The sequence below is a fragment of the Paenibacillus sp. LX16 genome, from assembly GCF_036252815.1.
Classification (GTDB): Bacteria; Bacillota; Bacilli; order Paenibacillales; family Paenibacillaceae; genus Paenibacillus; species Paenibacillus polymyxa_B.
On record NZ_CP141152.1, the window covers coordinates 3386501 to 3407153 of the forward strand.

Genomic DNA, 20653 nt, shown 5'->3' on the forward strand with positions numbered 1-20653 from the left:
TAGAAGCCTTGGTCTTTTACTAACTTTTTGAGTTACAGTCACTTTTCTCTTGCAAATGCTTCGTGCAATTATACAAAAGTGGTGCCCAATCCATATCCTCACGCTGGAGTACACTAAGTGACAAATTGCCGATTCGTTCCGTGAATTTTTCCTGATACAGAGCCTTATACAAATTAGCCAAAAAACCACCGTGGGAAACGACCAGCAGATTCTTGTCCCGATTTTCCGTCCAAATGGCTTCCATAAAAGCTAGCCCGCGAAGCTGAAGATCCGCATCGCTTTCCTGCCCTAGATCCAGCAGATGCCAGTCGACTCCCCACTTTTCTTCACGCTCGGCCTGGGTCATACCCTCGACCTGACCATAAGCACGTTCTCTTAGTCGATCATCAGGCTCTAACAACGGGAGATGTAGAGCAGAAGCAATAATCTCCCCGGTCTCTTTCGCTCTGGAGAGACTACTTGTAATAAGCCCGTCCCAATGATAAGGCTCTTCCTTTAATCGTTCTGCCAGCAAGCGTGCCTGCCGACGCCCTTCCTCATTCAACGGAATATCACTGTGACCCTGGATTTTCCCTACCGCATTCCAATCCGTCAATCCATGTCTGATCAAGCCAATAAGCATCGTGTCGTTTCCTCCGCTGTTTTGTTATTCAGGCATTGTTATGAATTCATATTGGAGCCCAGCTGTCCTGCTAATTTCTGACCCTTCTCGCCCGATGTATCCAGCCCAGAGAAAATAAAGCTAGCGCTAGTGCCAATACAGACAACAACATCCAGTATTGCGGATAAGTAGGAACAATGCTTGCAACCAGCGGGTCCATAATGCCACTATTCACATCTTTAATGTGGTAATGATATTGTGGAGATGTACTTGTAGTTTCCAGCAGACCTGTCGGTAAAATACCCGTGTCCATGACAGGTGCCGCTTGAGGGGGATTTTCCTGAGAGGAGCTTCCATTCCAGTTCAAAAACAAAAAGCTGCACAAAAATACGGCCAAGAAGCCGGCGATCCATACAGACATATACTTACGGGCTGCTGGGTTCACACGTGCACGACGATGCTCGCCCGGAACAAGCCACGGTGATTCTTCATAAATTCGATCCATGACCCTGCGATTCATCGCCTCTAGCCTATCATCTGTTATTTCAAAAGAGATGTCACGAATAGCGGATCGATTTTCTTTTGACAAATTCCAATCATTTTCTTCCGAACCATGCTCCCACCCGGCAGACGAGCTTTTGGCCCGTCTGCGCTCCGAGTCTTGTTTCGATACATTTTTGCCTGTAACGAACAAATCCTCAGTGTCCCTGGATTTCATTGGCTGCTCATCCCTTCGTTTTCCTCATAGAGAGGCTCAAAAAAATAAGGCTCCAACTGCGTCTTCACACTGGATCTTGCCCGGAAAAGCAATGACTTCACTGCACTGACCGTCTGTCCTAAAATAGTCGCAATCTCCTGATAATCCAATTGCTCATATTCACGCAATATCAGTGCAGATCGCTGCTTCTCAGGCAATCTATTGATCGCTTCACGAACCATTTCTACCTTCTCGCCGCGAAGGACAGCCTGCTCCGGAATTACATCCGATGGAGCTACCGGTACATAACCGCTCTCTTCCAATGGAACCTGACCGCTACGGTGCTTGCGAAGCTCACTTAGCACCGTATTGCGTGCAATCGTATATAACCAAGTGGAGAACGATGCGTCTACCTCGCGAAAGGAGTGCAGGCTCCGATACGCTTTATAAAACGTCTCTGAGCACAAGTCCTCAGCAATCATTTCCAGGTTCGAACTTTTCAGCATATGATAAACAAAAGCTAAAATTTTACGTTGGTGCCGCCTCATTAATTCTGAATAAACCTCAACATTACCTTGTTTGATTTCCTGAATCATCTGGGAATCTGTCATCATCCGAGTGAGACCCTCCTCGCCCATACATGTGCTGTTTTCCCGTTCGATTCTGTCTATATATACCGAACAGGTCAAAAAAAGTTGCGCCCTCTGCGCAAATGGATGAAACAGCATCATGGAACATTTGTTATTTTCTTACCCTATGTAGTGCCAACATTAACGGTGCTATCCCCAACAATATTCAACATCCAAAATGGACTTACCCATTGTACCACAAAATGTCCGTCAGTAAAAAAGTCCAAAATCCCAACGATTTCTACCAATGCCTCCCTAACGCTGGCACCTGATTCATTTATACAGCTTTTCAGGGGATTTTAGATTTTTTCAAGATTAAATGACAAACCCATTGAAAGTGTTCTATTCAAATGCATCAATAAGGATAAATACACAAAAAGAAAACGCTTTAAAAAAAATATTGACAAAATGAAAACGTATACATATAATAAAAGTACAGTATGGTTTCTCTCCACTCCTATCCTACTCAGCTACTTCACTAAAAGTAGCTACCACCCGGGGCTTTACCCGGGTGGTCTTTTTTTGTTTTCCAATACTCCTCTTTACCTTACTCACCTACCCCATATGTGGGTTGATAAAATACATCAATATTTTACCAATTATTTGGTTGTCCTATTAAAACACATTATTATATAATTAATTTTTTCAATAGATAGGGGGCAGGAAATGAATAATAAGTGGAACAAGGCTGTATATAAGATTTGGTCTCCAATTTATGATAACTTTTTCAATTCAGGTAGCTTCCTCAATTCTAGAAAGATTATATTTCAAGAAAAGTCATTTAATAGCGAGCAAAAAATACTTTTTGTAGGTGTAGGAACTGGAGCAGATTTAGAATTAATAAATCACTACGGGCTGGATATTACTGCCATAGATTATTCACCTGAAATGCTTAACAAAACAAAGGATAAATTTACCAACAACTCCATAAAATTCTTGGAAATGGATGCTCAACAAATGAATTTTATGGATGAGCAATTTGATATAGTAGTAGGAAGTTTAATTCTCTCAGTAGTACCTAACGCAAATAAATGCTTCGATGAGATGGTGCGGGTTTTGAAAAAAGACGGGGAAATTATTATTTTCGATAAGTTTTCTCCTAAAGGAAAAAAGCCCTCATTATTCAAAAAAACGATAAGGCCCGTTATTAAGGTGTTAGGAACCGATATAGGGTTGAATTTTGAAGAACTGTTTGAAACCCAAAAAACAAAACTGCGGATCAAAGAGGATGCACCTATAATGTTCAACGGTATGTATAGAAAGATAGTAATTACAAAATAACGCGTAGCTCCACTACCTCTTCAAGTAACAAAAAAGCGAGCGAAGAGAACCTTCACCCGCTTAGATCTTTTCTTACTACTTCATTCCCAGAAAGTGTGGTGCTTTTAAGGCGGTCCATAGCGTAGAGGTTCATTTGAATCTGGAGAAGCGTAGCGTTCGCCTTTGCCTGCGGACTTTCCCCTTTGAATATATATTCAGAAAATCCGCAGGCAACAGCGATCGTAAGATGTAATGAATCGCGGAGCGGTGCCCCTTTAACCAACACACACTTTCCTTCCTTATACCACGACTTTATAGCCCATCGAATCCAGCAGAGTCTTGGCACGCTCCCAATCCTGCTCTTGACGGAAGGAAAGCCGCATGATGCCTGGGACATCCTCCCGGCTTTCAATGATTTGCATATTGCTCAGATTAATGCTGTGATTCCCCAGTTCCATAGCAATTCGCCCGATAATCCCTGGGGTATCCGGTACATCAATATACAGATCAAACGTGGAGACGATGACTCCTTTACGACGCTCTGGCAGTTCACTGCGGAAGTGCCCAGCTGTCAAAAACTCGTCAGCGATTCCCTCACCGTCTTGTATTCTCAGTAAATGGGTAAAACGCTCAATCTGTCCGTTCCATTCTTCCAACAGGCCTAGTAAAACTTCACGATTGCTCAGTAAGATGTCCCGCCACACAACCGGATCACTAGAGGCTATCCGTGTAATATCACGGAACCCGCCCGCAGCCAATGTACGGTACAACGGATTTTCATCATTGTGCTTTCGCACCTGATTCACCAGCGCCGCTGCAATAATGTGCGGAAGATGGCTAATCGCACCGACAATATCATCATGCATATCAGGTTGGACACGCACAACATGAGCACTAGTATATTTTAATAAACGTTCCAGTGAACTGTATGCTTCCTCAGGCACACCCTCTGCCGGGGAAAGCACATAATATGCGTTTTCAAACAACAATGCGGAAGCAGCCTTTACACCGGAACGCTCCGAACCGGCCATCGGATGACCACCGATAAAGTAAGCGTTGCGCAAAGAAATTTCTGATGCTTTTTTGGCAATTGCCGATTTCGTGCTGCCTACATCAGTGATAATACAACCCGTTTTAAGCGGTAGCTTGCTTAACAGTTCGAGATAATGCTCCAGTAAGCCCACAGGTACGCATAAAAAAATAAAATCGGCATCCTCTGCCGCTTCTTCAACCGAAAGAGTCGCGGTGTCCACGACACCACGGCTTAACATCGGTTCCATCAGTTCAGGGAGATGGGCGTGGCCGACAACAGTAATATCCGGCTTCCCTTTAAAACAAAGTGCGAGGGACCCACCAATCAGTCCCACGCCGAAAATGGCAATCTTCATCAATTATCAAATCCCATCTGCGGAAATTATAGGCGTACTTTCGCCGCTTCCGCCCCCAGGACCTGTTCCAGCGCACGAATAAACAACTCATTTTGCGGCTGCGATCCAACCGACACCCTAATATATGTCGGATATTTGTGATGACCTGCGCGAATAATCACACCTTTACGAAGCAACTCCTGAAATACCTCACCGGATGGACGACGTACATCTAGCATAATAAAATTACCATGTGCCGGGAAAGACTCCAGTCCTAGACGCTTGAGCTCATCTTGCAAGTAAGCTCTGCCCTCTGCATTACGATCTCGACATTCTTGAACAAATTCCTGATCTTCCAAGGCAGCAATGGCCGCAGCCTGCGCTACCCGTGATGTATTAAACGGCTCACGAACCTGATTTATCAAACGAATGATTGACTCGGCTCCCATACCATAACCAATGCGCAGCGAAGCAAGCCCATAGATTTTGGAGAAGGTGCGTAGTACAACCAGGTTTTCATACGCTGGCAACAAACGAATGCCGTCGGGATACGAGCGATCCGTCACAAACTCGGCGTAGGCTTCATCCAGAACAACCATGATGTGCTTTGGTACTTGGTCCAAAAACGCAATCAGCTCTGCTTCGGGTACAATCGTGCCCGTGGGGTTATTTGGATTACAGATCCAAATAATTTTCGTACGATCATTGATGTGGGACAGCATAGCATCCAAATCATGTACACCGTCACGCAAAGGCACCTCAACTGCAACCGCTCCCTCAATTTCCACATTACTTTTGTATACGGAAAATGTCTGATCAGCCATAATGCTTTCTTCCCCGGGAAGGAGGAAAGCACGCGTAATCAACGCAATAATTTCGTCAGATCCGCAGCCATAGATAAACTGTTCCTCTTTTAAACCCGTCCGTTTAGCTAGTGCCTGTGTCAAAGCTACGGCACTTCCGTCAGGATATACACTAATGTTGGCAAACTCCTGCTGAATGGCCTGCAACACTTTGGGAGAGCTACCATACGGATTCTCGTTCGAGGCGAGCTTGATGACTTCATCGAGTCCCAGCTCACGTTTTACGTCTTCAATCGGTTTACCGGGCTGATATACTGGCAAATGTACAATATGCGGTTTAGGTTGCATGCCCCTACCTCCTCTATCCAATCAGAACATATTTATTACTTTCTATTTTGACAGTTACTGCTTTAATTGTGCCACAAAATTATGAATTTGCAAAAGACCTTCTTGCCTGCGCGTAGAATCATTCAGCAATGGAATGGCCTCCTCCACCTGACGTACAATTGCACTACCGACCACAACTCCATCGCAAATGTTTGAAAACCGGGCTACCTGCTCTTGAGTAGAGATCCCGAAGCCAACCGCTACCGGAATATCCGTATGCCGTTTGACCTGCGCGATAAAGCCCTCTATACCTTCAAAAAAGGAGGCTCTTTCCCCAGTTACACCCAGCGAAGATACACAGTATACAAATCCACGGGCCTGACGGACAATTCGTTCGATCCGCTGTTCAGAAGTTGGAGCCACCAGAGGAATCAGATGCACACCCACCTCTGCTGCCCGTCCTCCCAGCTCCTCCGCTTCCTCAAGCGGAAGGTCCGGAATAATCAGACCGCTGATACCGTGCTCCTGCAAGCCTGCAAAGAAAGCATCCATACCCATCTGTAATACAGGGTTATAATACGTGAACAGAATAAAGGGCAGGCTTGAACCTGCCGCCCTGGCCAAAGAAGCTGTCTCCATGCACGTGCGGATGGAAATTTGCCGTTTCAGTGCACGCTCAGACGCACGCTGAATGACAGGACCGTCAGCCAGCGGGTCGGAATAGGGTACACCCAGTTCCAATATGTCAGCTCCGGCCGACTCTAACTGCCGAATGATCTCTATTGTAGTATCCACATCCGGGTCGCCTACCGTCAGAAAAGGAATTAATGCCGTTTTGCCTTCATTTTTAAGGCGACCAAACGCCTGATCAATTAAATTCATGACGGATTTCCTCCCAAATACTTGATAATGGAATCCACATCTTTATCCCCGCGTCCAGACAAACAAATAACGATAATATCATCTGTCGTCAACGTAGGTGCCAGCTTGGCGACCTGCGCAACTGCATGTGCCGACTCTAATGCAGGAAGTATTCCTTCAGTACGGCAGAGGAGCTGAAGCGCATCCAACGCTTCCTGATCCGTGATCGGAACATATTGGGCCCGCTCAATATCTTTCAGGTATGAATGCTCCGGTCCAACGCCTGGATAATCTAGTCCAGCCGAGATGGAATGCGCAGGCTGCACTTGTCCGTACTCATCCTGAAGCAGGTAACTCATAGAGCCTTGGAAGACCCCTTGTGTTCCCTTGGTCATTGTAGCTGCATGGAATTCCGTTTCGACACCTTTTCCAGCGGCCTCTACGCCAATCAAAGCGACACCCTGATCCTCAATAAAAGGATAAAACATGCCGATGGCATTGCTTCCGCCACCGATCGCTGCCACAATGACATCCGGAAGTCTGCCTTCCTTCTCTAGGATCTGGCGACGTGTTTCATCACCAATCACGCGTTGGAAGTCCCGCACCATCATTGGATACGGATGCGGGCCGACAGCTGAACCCAAAATATAGAATGTATCATGGACATGGCTGACCCAGTAACGCAAAGCTTCATTCCCGGCATCCTTAAGTGTACGTGTACCCGATGTCACTGGAATGACCTCAGCACCTAAAAGCTGCATCCGAAAGACGTTCAGCTGCTGGCGCACAGTATCCTCTTCACCCATAAACACCTTGCATTCCAATCCGAGCAACGCAGCCACAGTCGCTGTCGCGACACCATGCTGTCCCGCACCTGTTTCCGCAATGACCTTCTGTTTGCCCATACGCTTCGCCAGCAATCCTTGAGCCAATGCATTATTGATTTTGTGGGCACCGGTATGATTTAAATCTTCGCGCTTTAAGTAAATTTTAGCCCCGCCCAAATGCTGGCTCAGACGCTCCGCATGATAAAGCGGCGTTTCCCGACCAGAATAGTCCTTTAGGAGCCCGTTCAACTCTGCTTTAAACTCGAGATCATCCGCGTACTTACGGTAGGATTCCTCCAATTCAATCAGTGCGTTCATCAACGTTTCCGGTACAAAACGTCCTCCAAATGTTCCAAAACGTCCGTTGTTATCAGGTAATTGTGTCATGCCTGCTTCACCCTTTCTACGAATGCTGTGATTTTTGCAATGTCCTTGACTCCGTTCGTCTCTACACCACTGGATACATCCAGCCCTTCGGGATGATACTCATGAACTAGCTTTTCCGCATTATCGGCATTCAGCCCGCCGGCTACAAACAAAGGAATTCTATGTTGATGGGTCCAAGCCTGATAGGCAGGAATTCGATCCCACGCAAACGTTTTTCCGGAGCCGCCACCATACAGGGGATCGTATGTATCCAGCAGTAAAGCGTCAATTATCCCGACATAGGCATCCAATTCGTCCGCCGAGCGTTCTGTTCGTCCTTGACTGTCCACAGACCATGCCTTGAATACCTGTATACCAAAATGCTCTCTAATCTCCCGACAGCGCTGCGGGCTCTCCTGTCCATGCAGCTGTATGACATCCAAGGGTGCTTTCTCCATCACATCATTTAACAGTGCATCACCAGGGTTCACAAATACACCCACGCTGCGCGGTCTGCTGCCTGAGGTCCATTCATCCAATACGCGAAGCAGCTTTCCAGCCTGTACGCCGTCAATCCGGCGCTTGCTGTCAGCAAACACAAAACCTATATAATCGACCGGTAAGTTTACCATAGATTTTAGCACTTCAACGCTTTGAAGTCCACAAATTTTTATGCCCGTTTTGTTCATGCTTTAACCCCGTCCATCAATTCGGCTACAGCCTGTCCTACATCTTCCTTGCGCATCAGATGCTCCCCCACCAAGATACCGTGTGCACCTACCGAATGCAGATAATTAACATCTTCCGGTCCCGCAATTCCGCTCTCACTGATGAACGTAACCCCTTTAGGAATTAGTGAGATCAGCTCCTCTGTCGTCTGGAGACGAGTCTCGAATGTCCGCAGATTTCGGTTATTTACACCAATCAAGGTTGCTGTCCCCAGCTCCAGCACCGCTTTAAGCTCCTCACTGTCATGCACCTCTACCAATGCGTCCAGCCCGAGGTCCCTGGCAATCTGTAAAAAGGACCCTAATACACGTGGTTCCAGGATAGCGGCAATCAATAGCACCGCATCCGCTCCCAGCAGACGAGCTTCATATATTTGCCGTTCATCAATGATAAAATCCTTTCGCAGCAGCGGAATCTTCACCTGATCGCGAATTTGCTGTAAATATTCAGGGCTCCCCTGGAAATACGTCACATCTGTCAGTACAGAAATGCAATCCGCTCCTGCTCCCTCATATGCACGTGCAATGTCCACCGGATGGAAATCCGGTCGAATCAGCCCTTTGGATGGGGAAGCCTTCTTCACCTCAGCAATCAGTCCGAGCGGACGATTGCGTCTGCTCGCGATCGCATTTTCGAATTCTCTCGTCGCAGGTAAATCAGCAATTAATCGTTCAGCTTTACTTATTTGAAAATGCTTCTTAAGCTGCTCCACTTCTTGTCGCTTCGTCACCACAATTTTGTCAAGATACATATTGATATTCCCCCGTTGCCTGTATTAATTGATCCAGCTTGGAAATTGCCAGTCCCGAGTCAATGGCTTCGGCCGCTCGTGCTACTCCGTCCGTCAAGGTAGCTGCTGCCCCTGATACATAAATGCACGCTCCTGCATTGGCTAACACAACATCCCGATAAGCTCCATGCTCTCCGTTCAAAATTCGTCGTATGATATCAGCGTTAACCTGTGCATCACCGCCCAGCACCTGATCGAGAGAATGCGTCTGCAAGCCCAGATCCGACGGATGAAGCTCGAACGTGTGAACCTTGCCGTCCTTCAGTTCGGATACTCGTGTCGCAGCTGAAATACTAATTTCATCTAACCCATCCAGACTACTGACAACCATGGCCCGTTTGGAGCCGAGCTGGTTCAATACCTCGGCAATGACTTCCGTTTTGCTCGCGTCATAAATGCCCAACAGTTGCCGATCCGCACCTGCCGGATTCGTCAAAGGACCAAGCATATTGAATACCGTCCGCACACCCAGCTCGCGACGCGGCGCGGCGGCATGCTTCATAGACGGATGATACAGCTGTGCGAATAAAAAGCAGATGCCGATTCGGTCCAGACATGACCTAGCCTGATCACTCGTCAAATGAATGTTGACTCCCAATGCCTCCAGGACATCAGCGCTTCCGGCACGGCCACTTGCAGAACGATTGCCATGCTTTGCTACCCGTACAGACACCGAAGCTGCGATGATCGCGGAAATCGTGGAAATATTAAACTTGTGAATACCGGAACCTCCAGTGCCACATGTGTCCAGCAAGCGACCTCTGTCTTCTTCAGCTTGCACTGGACTAGCGTAGCTACGCATAGCCTCGGCAAAACCAGTGATTTCATCTACCGTTTCCCCTTTGAGGCGAAGAGCCGTCAGCAGCCCGCCAATTTGCGCCTGTGTAGCACTTCCACTCATAATCTGTTCCATTACGCTACGGGCCTCCGTACGCGAAAGATGCTGTCCCTCCATGATCCGGCTTAACCCCACTTGCATCATGTCATGTCGTTCCATTGTCGTCTCCTCCTCAAAATCAGATTTTTGTTTGTTACGGAGTATACAAATAATCCTGGTTGATGACGCTGTTATAGGGCTGTGTCGTTGCCGGGAACATCACTTCTGCCGTGCGGATTGCCTTCAGCAATGCCTTTGCTTTGTTTACCGTCTCCTGATACTCGCTTTCCGGAACCGAGTCCCACACAATTCCAGCGCCTGCCTGGACATAGGCCCGGTTCTTTTTAAACACAATCGTGCGAATCGTAATGCAAGCGTCCATATTGCCCGAGAAGCCCAAATATCCAATCGCCCCTGCATAGGGTCCACGTGCTTCCCGCTCCAACTCAGCAATAATCTCCATGGCCCGTAGCTTCGGAGCCCCCGATACAGTGCCAGCTGGCAGACAAGACAGGAAGGCATCGAAGAAATCTTTGTCCTCACGTAGCTCACCCGACACATTGGATACTATGTGCATGACATGGGAGTAGCGTTCAATCTCCATAAACGTATCGCATTTGACTGTGCCAAACTGTGATACACGGCCCAAATCATTTCTTCCCAAATCGACCAGCATCAGATGTTCTGCACGCTCTTTTTCATCGTTTAACAGTTCTTCAGCAAGTGCTGCATCTTCTGTCTCCGTTACCCCACGCGGTCTCGTTCCTGCAATAGGACGGGTTTCTACCCGACCGTTTTCCACCTTGACGAGTGCCTCAGGCGAAGTGCCTACGATGATCTCGTCATCCATTTTCAAATAATACATATATGGCGACGGGTTCATCGTGCGCAGCACGCGGTATACCTGTAAAGGAGAGGCCTCTGTATCAATGTGAAAACGCTGGGATAGTACAACCTGAAAAATATCACCGGAGCGGATATACTCCTTCGCCTGCTCTACGTTTGATATAAACTGTTCCTTCGTCACATTGGATTGAATCTCACCCAGTTCCACATCATCTGGAATGGATGCCGATCCTAATCGCTCAGGCTGAGGTTGCTTGCGCAGATACTGTGCCGTTTCCTCCAACTTGCGTTCCACATCAGCATAAGCAGCACGAATGTCCTCATCGCGGAACCCTTCACCTACATGAACATTGCCAACTAGCAAAATTTGCTGTTTCACATGATCAAAGACAATGACTTGATCGCAGAACATAAAACGAATATCATCCATATTCAAATCATCTACCGAGTGCTCTGGCAGCTTTTCATAGTATTGAAGCAGGTCATATCCAAAAAATCCGATAGCCCCGCCTGTAAATGGAGGCATTTCTTTCAGTTTCGGACTGCGGTATTTACGTAGCAATGCTTTGAGCGCTTCAATCGGCTTGTCGTTTAATATTTGTCGTTTACCGTGTTGTTCCAATATCAAACGTCCTTTTTTACCCGAGACCATTAGAAACGGGTCTGTACCGATGAATGAATGTCGCGCCCACTGTTCGCCTCCCTCTACACTCTCTAGCAGAAAGGCACGGTCCCGCTCGGCATACCGACGGAAAATCCGAATCGGCGTCTCCATATCAGCCAGCACTTTTTTGTATACAGGAATCAGGTTAAATTCACTCGCCATCGTTATCACTTGCTCCACATGCGGCGTTAACATGAGATCACTTCCTTTCCAAATTGGCGCAGAACCAAAGGAGAGAATATAAGAAAAACGTCTATCGACGTACCTTCACGGAGGCCAGACCGCGTGTAGCGGAAGTTTTTCTTGCGATTATAGAATTGTTCAGCTCCGCTGAAAATTTTATAAATTCTATAATCGTAAAAAAGCCTCTACCGGTAAGGTAGAGGCTGTCAGTTATTGAAATTATAAGAATGCTCCATATGTAAAATGACTACAGCAAATAGACAAGTATACACTCATCCCTTTTGTATAACCGCACAGGTTGCTTCAAATAAGCTTCTCTGTAGAAGAATATCTCTTCAAGGACAAAAGCTTACCCGCTCCGGCCGGTCTCTGTAATCTCATATGGAATTGGCTAAGGCTGCACTCTTCTCATCTCAACTCTGTCTCTGGCTAACTCTACTCTACTTAACTCTGCTACACACACTATATCTCATGGGATGTTACTTTGGCAACCATCAACTTAAAAAACAGGCGCTTATTTCCCTTGGGAAGCTAGATCCGGTCTTAAGGCCTGCGCTCCGTTCAAATATACATGTTTAATTTCCCGCTGGGATTTATCAGTGTTCACCTGTACCATCAGACGGATGCACTTGGGCAAACTACCTGCCACAGGAACTTCTAATGCACACATGAGCGGAACCATATCCCAGCCATCAAGCTGACGAATGGCCTTGGCTGGAAAGGCAGTATCCAGATCATGAGTCACCGTAATCCATACGTTACTAATATCCTCCGGCTGAATTTCATTGTAAGATACAATTTCCTCCAGTAGTTGGCTTGTTGCTTCCAAAATTTCATTTTCTTCATTATTCGCTACGGTCGTCGCGCCACGAATTCCACGATTGTACATCGTTACGCCCCCTCTTTTAACTGTTCAATAACTTGTCGGATGTAAGAGACGGAAATATCCTTCACAACCTCCACGTGCCCGATGCTACGTGGGACGACAAAAGTAATGCTGCCTTCTTTGAACTTTTTGTCATGCATCATTGCGTCCAGGAGCCGATCTGTATCGAGATGTGACGGAAGGGAGGTCGGTAGCCGTAGCGAAGATAACATATCCTTCGTTTCATCTACCAAAGAAGAATCTGCACCCAGCTTCACACCCAGAAGTGCGGAGCCGACCATACCAATAGAAATGGCTTCCCCGTGTAAAAATTCACCATATCCCGCAATGGCTTCAATCGCATGACCAATCGTATGACCTAGGTTTAGAATAGCGCGTAAATCATTTTCTCGTTCATCGCGTGACACCACTTCGGCTTTTACGGAACATCCCTTTTCCAGACCGTACTCCAGAGCTGTCGCATCCAGCGCAAGTAAATCAGTCGCATGGTCACGGCACCACTGGGCGAAATCAGCATCCCAGATCAAGCCATGCTTGATCATTTCAGCAAGCCCCGCAGATACCTCACGAGGAGGTAATGTTGACAACGTATCTACGTCATACAGCACGAGTTCCGGTTGATGAAACGCTCCTATCATATTTTTCGCCAAAGGATGATTGATGCCAACCTTACCGCCCACGCTACTGTCATGGGCAAGGATCGTAGTGGGGATCTGTACAAACTTGACACCTCTCATATAAGAAGCCGCCACAAATCCAGCCAAATCGCCCACCACACCACCACCAAGTGCAATAACGGCTGAATTGCGATCCAAGCCGCCCTCAATGGCTGCTGTTATGACCTGCTCAAATACAGCAAGCGACTTGGAGGTTTCACCTGGCTTAACGACAAAGGACACCGTCTTGTAGCCAGATGCCTGAAGATTGCTCTCCAATGTTGCCAAGTAGAATCCCGCTACATTTTCGTCAGAAACAATCAACAACGGGCTTTTTTGCGCAATTCCTCGTTCCTTCAACAACTCTCCGGCTCGATGTAACAGCCCTCGTCCGATATGAATAGGATAAGAACGTTCGCCAAGCTGTACCGTCAGCGTACTCATCTTAGTACCGCCCCAGTTGTTCTTCGTAGGATGCAATATTCGCGCGAATCTCTTCAATCGAATCCCCACTGAATTTTTCTAGCAAAGCTTTCGCAATCTCCCAAGCTACGACATGCTCCATGACTACGCTTGCCGCTGGCACTGCACATGCATCCGAACGCTCAACCTGTGCAGTGAACGCTTCCTTTGTATCAATGTCGACGCTTTGCAGAGGCTTGTAGAGTGTAGGGATCGGCTTCATTACGCCACGAACCACAACTGGCATTCCATTCGTCATGCCACCCTCAAAACCACCCAAACGATTGGTACGACGGTGATATCCACGTTCCTCATCATATAGGATCTCGTCATGCACCTGTGAACCGCGCAATTCACCTGCTTCAAAGCCAATGCCGATTTCCACGCCTTTAAATGCATTAATCGACATGACGCCTTGTGCGATACGTGCATCCAGCTTCCGATCATACTGTACATGGCTGCCCAGACCAATCGGAACACCTTCTACAATACATTCCACTACCCCACCGACTGAATCACCTTCTTGCTTGATCAGATCAATGTATGCTTCCATTTTCTTTTCGGTTTCTGGATCGGTTACTCTCACCGAGGAGGCTTCTGTCAGGGCAATCAGCTCATCAATCGGCAAATCACGGTAAGGAGCTTCGATTTCCCCAATACGGATGACCTGACCTGCCACCTTGATTCCGAACTCAGCCAGCAATTGACGGGCCAAACCGCCGCATGCCACACGAATTGCTGTTTCACGTGCACTGGAGCGTTCCAGCACGTTACGAAGGTCCTTCAGGTTGTATTTCATTCCGCCATTCAAATCCGCATGACCCGGACGTGGCCGGTGAACCCGACGCTTTTCTTCATCACTGCCTTCAATAGGCTCAATATTCATAATGTTCTGCCAGTGCTTCCAATCGTTATTTTCCACAACCAGCGCAATCGGTGCACCTGTGGTATAGCCGTGACGTACGCCTCCGGCAATCTTCGCCGTATCTTTTTCAATCTGCATACGCCGACCCCGTCCATACCCTTTCTGACGACGGTGCAGCTGAAAATTCAATTCCTCAAAATCCAATTTTAAATTGCTCGGCATACCCTCTACAATGGCAGTTAGCTGGGGACCATGCGTTTCCCCCGCGGTTAAATAACGTAAACTCATGACGCGTTCCCCCTTTAAACTGTTAAACTGTGCATCGCTAAAATCTTTAACTGTGCTTCATTATAGTATACGCACCTTTCTTTGACAAGAAAAGCCACGTGTATGCAGATAAACAAAAACACGCCTCTTAGCCAAAGGGGCTAAAGGACGTGCTTTGCTGATAAGCCAACCATCAATTACTCAAGGATATAAATAAGTTCCTACAAAACTTTGGATGATATATGCAGGCTTATGCTTTTTTGCGATAAAAAAAGGTTTCCGTCGATTCCAGACCATATTGGTTAGGAGAAAAGATTTGCTCTGTACTACCGACAAATAACACACCGCCGGGACGAAGACTGGCTGCAAACTTTTGATACAACGTATGTTTGGCCTCTTCTGTAAAATATATCATTACATTTCGACAGATAATGAGATCATAGCCATCCTCAAACCGATCCAGCAGCAAGTTTTGCTTTTGAAATTTCACGGCTTGTTTCAAACGGTCATCAATTCGATACATCGCACCATCCGGCTTAAAATATTTGCTAGCCACCTGCTCAGGCACATCCTTGAGCGAACGCTCCAAATATTTGCCTTCCTTGGCTTTTGCCAATGCACCGTCATCAATGTCGGAAGCTGTAATGGAACAATTTCCCAAAATCCCTTTACCGTCGAGAACCATAGCCAGGCTATAAGGCTCTTCACCAGTCGAGCAGGCCGCACTCCACAGCTTAAGCTTCTGCTTCCCCACAAGCAGTTGTGGCAAGATTGTATCCCGTAGTACTTCCCACCGATTGGGATTTCGCCAAAATTCCGAAACATTGATCGTCATCCGATCCAGAAATTCATAGAATAGAGGTTTTTCCTTCATCATGGCATCATAAAAAGAAACAAAACTGGGAAACCCGTTTTTGTTGCGAAGCGTAGTTAACCGCCTTTTCATCTGTGCTTCTTTGTATTGTGCAAGATCAATACCTGTGCTGTCCTTGATTTTGCGGATAAACGCTGTGTAATCGGGGTCCGTCTGACCCAGTTCCATATCCGTCATGCTACCATCCTTCTTCATACGTAATTTAACTTACATCCAGGTCGCCACACTTTTTTCATACCGAACGGATTCTTCCGGCATGAAAAAATTTGCAATCTCGCGCTCTGCGCTCTCCGGTGAATCTGAACCATGAATGAGGTTAAACGGTGTATGTGCTGCAAAATCTCCACGAATTGTGCCCGGAAGTGCTTCGGTTACTTGCGTTTTACCAATCAACAAGCGGGAAAGCGTAACGATGTTATCCCCTTCCCATACCATAGCAAACACAGGGCCTGATGTAATAAAACCTACAAGCTCTTCAAAAAAAGGCTTGCCCACATGCTCTGCATAATGCCGTTCTGCCTGTTCTCTTGATACTTGCACAAGCTTGCCAGCCGCCATTTTGAAGCCCTTGTCTTCCAGACGACTGATGATACGTCCAATCAGTCCACGTTGTACACCATCCGGTTTAACCATCAAAAAAGTACGATCCATCAGCTCACTCCCAATCCAATCTAATGTATTTATACAGTACTAAACTGTATTGTAACAGAAAGCTTGGAAACGGTTAAAGTATTTTGTCACAGCAAACCCAAAACACAACTTTAGTAGGAGCGGCGTGTTACAAAATGAGCAATATCGCGTAGCGTCTTTTTTGTTTTGACATCTGGTAGTAAGTCCAGCGCGTTTAGCGCTTTATTAATATATCGGTCGGCGAGAATTTCAGCTTTAGCGATTCCTTCACTTTTTTTGATCATATCCACCGCTTTGCGTGCATCTCCTTGCCCATCTCCATCCTGAATGCGGCGGATTTCAGCCAGTAGATCGGCACGCAACTCAGGCTGTTCGAGTGCATAAATCACCGGAAGCGTAATATTCCCCTGTCTCATATCGCTGCCCGGCGGCTTGCCAATCTTTTTTTCCGTGCCACACAGATCGAGCAGATCATCCTGAATTTGAAAAGCCATGCCTACGTTATAGCCGTAGCTGTACAGCAGGGAATTGATACTCTCCCGTGCCCCTGCAGCCATAGCTCCCAACTGGCAACTAACCGCAATCAACAATGCCGTTTTGCGCCGTATGCGAAGCAAATAATTACGCACACTCTGATCCACATTAAAAAAATCACGAATTTGTTCCATTTCACCAATGGACATCTGCACTAGCGCTTTAGACAGTACTCGGTGAATGTCGGGATTCGGCAGTCCAGCAGCAATAGACAGCGCACGTGCATATATGTAGTCTCCGGTGTACATAGCCACCCGATTGTCCCATTTGGACTTCACGGTGGGTTGACCGCGTCTCATTTCCGCATCGTCAATCACATCGTCGTGAACGAGAGAGGCAGAATGAATCAGTTCCAGAGGTACCGCTATACGCTTGAGCTTGTCCAGATCATATTCTCCAAACTTGCCTCCCAGCAATACAAATACGGGACGCAAACGCTTGCCCCCTGCTTTAAGCAGATGAAGCGACGTATCATTAATCAACGGTTCCGTACTGTCGATACTGCGGTACAACTCTTCTTCTATAAAGTTCATATCCTTCTTTAATAAACCAAACAAATCCAATCGTTTCATTCTTTCACCCGTGTCAGCGTATTGTCACTCCAGAGAAGCGGCTTCACTCGTCGGTCAAGCAGCCCCAGTTCATGCGCATACTGAAAATAAAGCTCTAAACCTTGTTGTTGCTTCTCTCCAAAATCATAACACAGATTAGTAAAGTAGCGCTCCCAATAATCTCGCAGTCCTCCAATTTCCTCGCATGCTTCAGAAATAACAGGCGTCAGGTCCGACAGACTACGCTGCTTGCTTGCGCGGAATGCACTTGCAATTTCAGCTACTGCCGCGGGATTTTGAGCAGCAACAGCACGTCGTACTGCCCATACAGCAAAAGTCATACTGTAGCCCGTCCAGCGCTTCCACTCTTCTCCGAGGTCCGTAACATACAGACCTTCACTTCGCCAAGATGCCTTAATCGCGTGATCTCCAATCAGTAGCCCTGCATCTGCCTGTTCCAGCATCAAGTCAAGATCTGGCTCACAGTCAAAATAGGAAGGCTGACCTTCCCATGCCTTTTGCATCAAAATTTTCAACAAATTCACGGATGTAGCAGACGTATTCGTTAGTGCAATGGTTCCGTTTTTGATTTCGTCCAGCGGCTTGCGTGAAAATAGTAGAATGGATTGCACAGGACCATCTGCACTGACGGATAAATCCGGCAACAAAAGCATTTCCTCAGCACCCGATGCATACGCAAAGGAGGACATCGCACTGATATCCAAACTCCCATTCAGCATACCTCGATTCAATTCAGCCGGAACTTTAGAAACCATCTCCGCCGAATGGAGAAGCTTAGAAGGATTAAAATAATGAAAAATAGGCCAAGCGTTTGTATATTTAATTTTTCCGATTGTGATTGTCTTGGTGTCCGGTGTCGGCATCGGAATCCCCCCATCTCGTAAACAGTTGATGTTCTATACGCAAGCTGTCCAATACTTTGCCTACGAGGAACAGCACAATATCATCCAGCGTTTTCGGATGAAAGTAAAAAGCCGGCATAGCCGGAATCATTTTGACGCCGAGTCTCGCAAGCTTAAGCATGTTTTCCAAATGAATGGCATGTAGAGGCGTCTCACGAGGCACAAGGATCAGCGGACGACCTTCCTTCATCATCACGTCCGCCGCTCTCGCCATGAGATTATCGGACGAACCGTGTGCTACTGCTGACAACGTCCCCATCGAGCATGGCATGATAATCATCGCATCCACCAAATAAGAGCCGCTTGCGATCGAAGCTCCAATATCTGTGAACGGATGGTATACAAGAGAACCGGGACGGCCTCCGAATTGTTCATTCAAAGCCCCTTCCCGGTCAGTCACATTCCAGCCCAACTCCTCTTTCAATACCCGCCAGCCAGCATTGGAAACGATCAGGTGAACTGTGTATTGCAAGTCCAGCAGAGTCTCTACCAGTCGCACACCATAAATGCTTCCGCTCGCGCCTGTAATGCCAATAACGATTCGTTTGCCTTGATGTCCGCTCACCTGATTATTCATTAGTATTGACGCACCACCAAATCAATCAGTGTAAAGGCAAATACGACAGTGCTAAGTACACCGTTCATAGTAAAGAATGCCGTCTGCAAACGACTCAAATCTTTTGGAGATACAATATAGTGTTCATAAAATAAAATGATATACGAAATAATCATGCCCGCCAGATACCACCAGCTTAAATCTGCAATAAAGAACAGTACAATAAATCCGATCGCCGTAATGACGTGGAATGCCCGAGCGATGTTCAACGCACCTGCTACGCCAAAACGGGCAGGAATAGAATAAACTCCTTCGTTTTGGTCAAAATCTATATCCTGACAAGCATAAATTACATCAAATCCCGCCGTCCAAAATGCAATCGTGAGATATAGTACGATAGAGGTCAAATCTATTTGTCCTGTTACTGCAACCCACGCGCCTAGTGGCGCCAAACCAATGGTCAGACCAAGTACAATATGGCAAAGCCAAGTGAAACGCTTGGTGTAAGAGTAAAAAACAAGCATAAAAAAGGCCAGCGGAAACAGCTTGAACGCCAGCGGACTTAACTTGAATGATGCCCAGAATAACAACACCAAACTGACGATAATAAAAATCACCACTTCGCTCGATTTGAGCAACCCCGCCGGGATAGCGCGTCCTGCTGTGCGCGGATTTTTCCCGTCAATCACCCGGTCAATCATACGATTGAAGCCAAAAGCCGCGCTACGTGCGCCAACCATAGCTAGCAGGATCCAGCCGATCTGCGGCCAGGAGGGAAGGTTGCCTGTCACGATAACAGACCCCAATACAGCCCCCATGAATGCAAATGGGAGCGCAAATAACGTATGTTCAATTTTAATCATTTCCAAAAAAATAGCGATTTTCTTAAACATGCTGACTCTCCTTGATTCCAATGTGCAATGCCGCAATGCCTCCGGTGAGTGAATGAGCCTGAACATCCTTCAATCCGACTTCACGGAAGATGTCAGCCAACTCATCCCTTCCTGGAAAAAGCGCCAACGAATCAGGGAGCCATTTATACTGCTCATAACGTTTGGCGAACAATTTGCCGAGCATGGGCAAGATGTGTTGAAAATATGTGTAGTAAATTCCCTTGAACGGCTGCCAAGTAGGTTTGGACAATTCCAGACATACGACCTGCCCGCCAGGTTTGACGACTCGCTGCATCTCCTGTAACACATGGCGCAGATCAGGCACGTTGCGCAGACCGAAACCAATCGTCGCATAATCAAATGAATTATCTTCAAAAGGTAGTTCCATCGCGTTGCCCTGAACAAGCTTAATTTGCTTTTCACGGGATTCTGATGTAATCTTACGCTCGCCAACATTGAGCATGTTCTGACTAAAATCCAGTCCTACGATGTGACCACTTTCACTTGCACGCGCCATCGCAAGCGTCCAGTCACATGTGCCGCAGCAAAGATCGATTGCCGTATCGCCGCACTGCATGTTCATTTTTTTCATCGTAAATTTCCGCCAAGCCTTGTGTCTGCGAAAGCTCAGTATATCGTTCATCAAATCGTATTTACCTGCTATGCTTTCAAACACGCCATGAACGAATTGCTCTTTCGGCTTGGTGTCGCTTGATCCCATCACGTTCA

At 46.9% G+C, this 20653-nt stretch carries 22 protein-coding genes; 1 reads left to right on the forward strand and 21 read right to left on the reverse strand.

Going from position 1 to position 20653, the window contains the following annotated elements; all coding sequences use genetic code 11:
* Positions 1-19 precede the first annotated feature (19 nt).
* From T3H97_RS14845 to T3H97_RS14855, 3 genes are all read right to left on the reverse strand, one after another.
* Entirely contained in the window at positions 20-622 is a 603-nt protein-coding gene (locus T3H97_RS14845; protein ID WP_068941607.1) for a histidine phosphatase family protein, read from the reverse strand.
* 70 nt (positions 623-692) lie between these two features.
* On the reverse strand, positions 693-1319 hold the full coding sequence (locus T3H97_RS14850; RefSeq protein WP_328800125.1) for an anti-sigma factor: 627 nt from the start codon (positions 1317-1319) through the stop codon (positions 693-695).
* A complete protein-coding gene (locus T3H97_RS14855) occupies positions 1316-1912 on the reverse strand; it encodes an RNA polymerase sigma factor (RefSeq protein WP_172828252.1) in 597 nt (198 codons plus the stop codon). The genes T3H97_RS14850 and T3H97_RS14855 overlap by 4 nt, the downstream gene beginning before the upstream one ends.
* A 681-nt stretch (positions 1913-2593) precedes the next feature.
* On the opposite strand from T3H97_RS14855, the gene T3H97_RS14860 reads away from it, so the two are divergent.
* On the forward strand, positions 2594-3208 hold the full coding sequence (locus T3H97_RS14860; protein WP_328800126.1) for a class I SAM-dependent methyltransferase: 615 nt from the start codon (positions 2594-2596) through the stop codon (positions 3206-3208).
* Positions 3209-3486: 278 nt separating this feature from the next.
* Here T3H97_RS14860 and T3H97_RS14865 read toward each other — a convergent pair whose 3' ends face one another.
* The 18 genes from T3H97_RS14865 to T3H97_RS14950 form a co-directional block, all read right to left on the reverse strand.
* Positions 3487-4575, reverse strand: a complete 1089-nt coding sequence (locus T3H97_RS14865) for a prephenate dehydrogenase (protein WP_069289822.1) — start codon at positions 4573-4575, stop codon at positions 3487-3489.
* Positions 4576-4601: 26 nt separating this feature from the next.
* On the reverse strand, positions 4602-5705 hold the full coding sequence (hisC, locus tag T3H97_RS14870; RefSeq protein ID WP_134904807.1) for a histidinol-phosphate transaminase: 1104 nt from the start codon (positions 5703-5705) through the stop codon (positions 4602-4604).
* Between the two features lie 54 nt (positions 5706-5759).
* On the reverse strand, positions 5760-6566 hold the full coding sequence (gene trpA / locus T3H97_RS14875; RefSeq protein ID WP_165177207.1) for a tryptophan synthase subunit alpha: 807 nt from the start codon (positions 6564-6566) through the stop codon (positions 5760-5762).
* A complete protein-coding gene (gene trpB / locus T3H97_RS14880) occupies positions 6563-7759 on the reverse strand; it encodes a tryptophan synthase subunit beta (RefSeq protein ID WP_328800127.1) in 1197 nt (398 codons plus the stop codon). The genes trpA and trpB overlap by 4 nt, the downstream gene beginning before the upstream one ends.
* On the reverse strand, positions 7756-8427 hold the full coding sequence (locus tag T3H97_RS14885; RefSeq protein WP_328800128.1) for a phosphoribosylanthranilate isomerase: 672 nt from the start codon (positions 8425-8427) through the stop codon (positions 7756-7758). Before T3H97_RS14885 ends, trpB begins: the two co-directional genes overlap by 4 nt.
* Positions 8424-9218: an indole-3-glycerol phosphate synthase TrpC gene (trpC, locus tag T3H97_RS14890; protein WP_328800129.1), complete on the reverse strand. Its 795-nt coding sequence runs from the start codon at positions 9216-9218 to the stop codon at positions 8424-8426. Before trpC ends, T3H97_RS14885 begins: the two co-directional genes overlap by 4 nt.
* Positions 9208-10254 carry an anthranilate phosphoribosyltransferase gene (trpD, locus tag T3H97_RS14895; protein ID WP_328800130.1) on the reverse strand — a complete coding sequence of 349 codons (1047 nt, stop codon included), beginning with the start codon at positions 10252-10254 and terminating at the stop codon, positions 9208-9210. The genes trpC and trpD overlap by 11 nt, the downstream gene beginning before the upstream one ends.
* Positions 10255-10288: 34 nt before the next feature.
* The gene (trpE, locus tag T3H97_RS14900) at positions 10289-11839 is read right to left on the reverse strand and encodes an anthranilate synthase component I (RefSeq protein ID WP_039271084.1); all 1551 of its coding nucleotides are present in this window, start codon (positions 11837-11839) and stop codon (positions 10289-10291) included.
* A 502-nt stretch (positions 11840-12341) separates the two neighbouring features.
* Positions 12342-12716 (reverse strand): chorismate mutase, encoded by a 375-nt coding sequence (aroH, locus tag T3H97_RS14905; protein WP_029517339.1) that lies wholly within the window; start codon positions 12714-12716, stop codon positions 12342-12344.
* Positions 12717-12718: 2 nt separating this feature from the next.
* The gene (gene aroB / locus T3H97_RS14910) at positions 12719-13813 is read right to left on the reverse strand and encodes a 3-dehydroquinate synthase (protein WP_103048738.1); all 1095 of its coding nucleotides are present in this window, start codon (positions 13811-13813) and stop codon (positions 12719-12721) included.
* Between the two features lies 1 nt (position 13814).
* Positions 13815-14984, reverse strand: a complete 1170-nt coding sequence (aroC, locus tag T3H97_RS14915) for a chorismate synthase (protein WP_328800131.1) — start codon at positions 14982-14984, stop codon at positions 13815-13817.
* A 229-nt stretch (positions 14985-15213) separates the two neighbouring features.
* A complete protein-coding gene (locus T3H97_RS14920; protein WP_023989169.1) occupies positions 15214-16014 on the reverse strand; it encodes a CheR family methyltransferase in 801 nt (266 codons plus the stop codon).
* A 30-nt stretch (positions 16015-16044) separates the two neighbouring features.
* Positions 16045-16488, reverse strand: coding sequence for a nucleoside-diphosphate kinase (ndk, locus tag T3H97_RS14925; protein ID WP_039271067.1), 444 nt, complete (start codon positions 16486-16488; stop codon positions 16045-16047).
* A gap of 110 nt (positions 16489-16598) precedes the next feature.
* Positions 16599-17573: a polyprenyl synthetase family protein gene (locus T3H97_RS14930; protein ID WP_061829212.1), complete on the reverse strand. Its 975-nt coding sequence runs from the start codon at positions 17571-17573 to the stop codon at positions 16599-16601.
* Entirely contained in the window at positions 17570-18436 is an 867-nt protein-coding gene (locus T3H97_RS14935; protein ID WP_328800132.1) for a menaquinone biosynthetic enzyme MqnA/MqnD family protein, read from the reverse strand. Before T3H97_RS14935 ends, T3H97_RS14930 begins: the two co-directional genes overlap by 4 nt.
* The gene (locus T3H97_RS14940) at positions 18393-19052 is read right to left on the reverse strand and encodes a UbiX family flavin prenyltransferase (protein WP_061829214.1); all 660 of its coding nucleotides are present in this window, start codon (positions 19050-19052) and stop codon (positions 18393-18395) included. Before T3H97_RS14940 ends, T3H97_RS14935 begins: the two co-directional genes overlap by 44 nt.
* Entirely contained in the window at positions 19052-19924 is an 873-nt protein-coding gene (locus T3H97_RS14945; RefSeq protein WP_328800133.1) for a UbiA-like polyprenyltransferase, read from the reverse strand. The genes T3H97_RS14940 and T3H97_RS14945 overlap by 1 nt, the downstream gene beginning before the upstream one ends.
* Positions 19917-20645 (reverse strand): demethylmenaquinone methyltransferase, encoded by a 729-nt coding sequence (locus T3H97_RS14950; protein ID WP_328802835.1) that lies wholly within the window; start codon positions 20643-20645, stop codon positions 19917-19919. Before T3H97_RS14950 ends, T3H97_RS14945 begins: the two co-directional genes overlap by 8 nt.
* Between the last annotated feature and the right edge of the window lie 8 nt (positions 20646-20653).

What these genes read in the sequence shown, in the direction of transcription:
- T3H97_RS14845 (WP_068941607.1), bottom strand. Translation starts at nt 622, where the DNA reads ATGCTTATTGGCTTGATCAGACATGGATTGACGGATTGGAATGCGGTA.
- T3H97_RS14850 (WP_328800125.1), bottom strand. Translation starts at nt 1,319, where the DNA reads ATGAAATCCAGGGACACTGAGGATTTGTTCGTTACAGGCAAAAATGTA.
- T3H97_RS14855 (WP_172828252.1), bottom strand. Translation starts at nt 1,912, where the DNA reads ATGATGACAGATTCCCAGATGATTCAGGAAATCAAACAAGGTAATGTT.
- T3H97_RS14860 (WP_328800126.1), top strand. Translation starts at nt 2,594, where the DNA reads ATGAATAATAAGTGGAACAAGGCTGTATATAAGATTTGGTCTCCAATT.
- T3H97_RS14865 (WP_069289822.1), bottom strand. Translation starts at nt 4,575, where the DNA reads ATGAAGATTGCCATTTTCGGCGTGGGACTGATTGGTGGGTCCCTCGCA.
- hisC (WP_134904807.1), bottom strand. Translation starts at nt 5,705, where the DNA reads ATGCAACCTAAACCGCATATTGTACATTTGCCAGTATATCAGCCCGGT.
- trpA (WP_165177207.1), bottom strand. Translation starts at nt 6,566, where the DNA reads ATGAATTTAATTGATCAGGCGTTTGGTCGCCTTAAAAATGAAGGCAAA.
- trpB (WP_328800127.1), bottom strand. Translation starts at nt 7,759, where the DNA reads ATGACACAATTACCTGATAACAACGGACGTTTTGGAACATTTGGAGGA.
- T3H97_RS14885 (WP_328800128.1), bottom strand. Translation starts at nt 8,427, where the DNA reads ATGAACAAAACGGGCATAAAAATTTGTGGACTTCAAAGCGTTGAAGTG.
- trpC (WP_328800129.1), bottom strand. Translation starts at nt 9,218, where the DNA reads ATGTATCTTGACAAAATTGTGGTGACGAAGCGACAAGAAGTGGAGCAG.
- trpD (WP_328800130.1), bottom strand. Translation starts at nt 10,254, where the DNA reads ATGGAACGACATGACATGATGCAAGTGGGGTTAAGCCGGATCATGGAG.
- trpE (WP_039271084.1), bottom strand. Translation starts at nt 11,839, where the DNA reads ATGTTAACGCCGCATGTGGAGCAAGTGATAACGATGGCGAGTGAATTT.
- aroH (WP_029517339.1), bottom strand. Translation starts at nt 12,716, where the DNA reads ATGTACAATCGTGGAATTCGTGGCGCGACGACCGTAGCGAATAATGAA.
- aroB (WP_103048738.1), bottom strand. Translation starts at nt 13,813, where the DNA reads ATGAGTACGCTGACGGTACAGCTTGGCGAACGTTCTTATCCTATTCAT.
- aroC (WP_328800131.1), bottom strand. Translation starts at nt 14,984, where the DNA reads ATGAGTTTACGTTATTTAACCGCGGGGGAAACGCATGGTCCCCAGCTA.
- T3H97_RS14920 (WP_023989169.1), bottom strand. Translation starts at nt 16,014, where the DNA reads ATGACGGATATGGAACTGGGTCAGACGGACCCCGATTACACAGCGTTT.
- ndk (WP_039271067.1), bottom strand. Translation starts at nt 16,488, where the DNA reads ATGGATCGTACTTTTTTGATGGTTAAACCGGATGGTGTACAACGTGGA.
- T3H97_RS14930 (WP_061829212.1), bottom strand. Translation starts at nt 17,573, where the DNA reads ATGAAACGATTGGATTTGTTTGGTTTATTAAAGAAGGATATGAACTTT.
- T3H97_RS14935 (WP_328800132.1), bottom strand. Translation starts at nt 18,436, where the DNA reads ATGCCGACACCGGACACCAAGACAATCACAATCGGAAAAATTAAATAT.
- T3H97_RS14940 (WP_061829214.1), bottom strand. Translation starts at nt 19,052, where the DNA reads ATGAATAATCAGGTGAGCGGACATCAAGGCAAACGAATCGTTATTGGC.
- T3H97_RS14945 (WP_328800133.1), bottom strand. Translation starts at nt 19,924, where the DNA reads ATGTTTAAGAAAATCGCTATTTTTTTGGAAATGATTAAAATTGAACAT.
- T3H97_RS14950 (WP_328802835.1), bottom strand. Translation starts at nt 20,645, where the DNA reads ATGGGATCAAGCGACACCAAGCCGAAAGAGCAATTCGTTCATGGCGTG.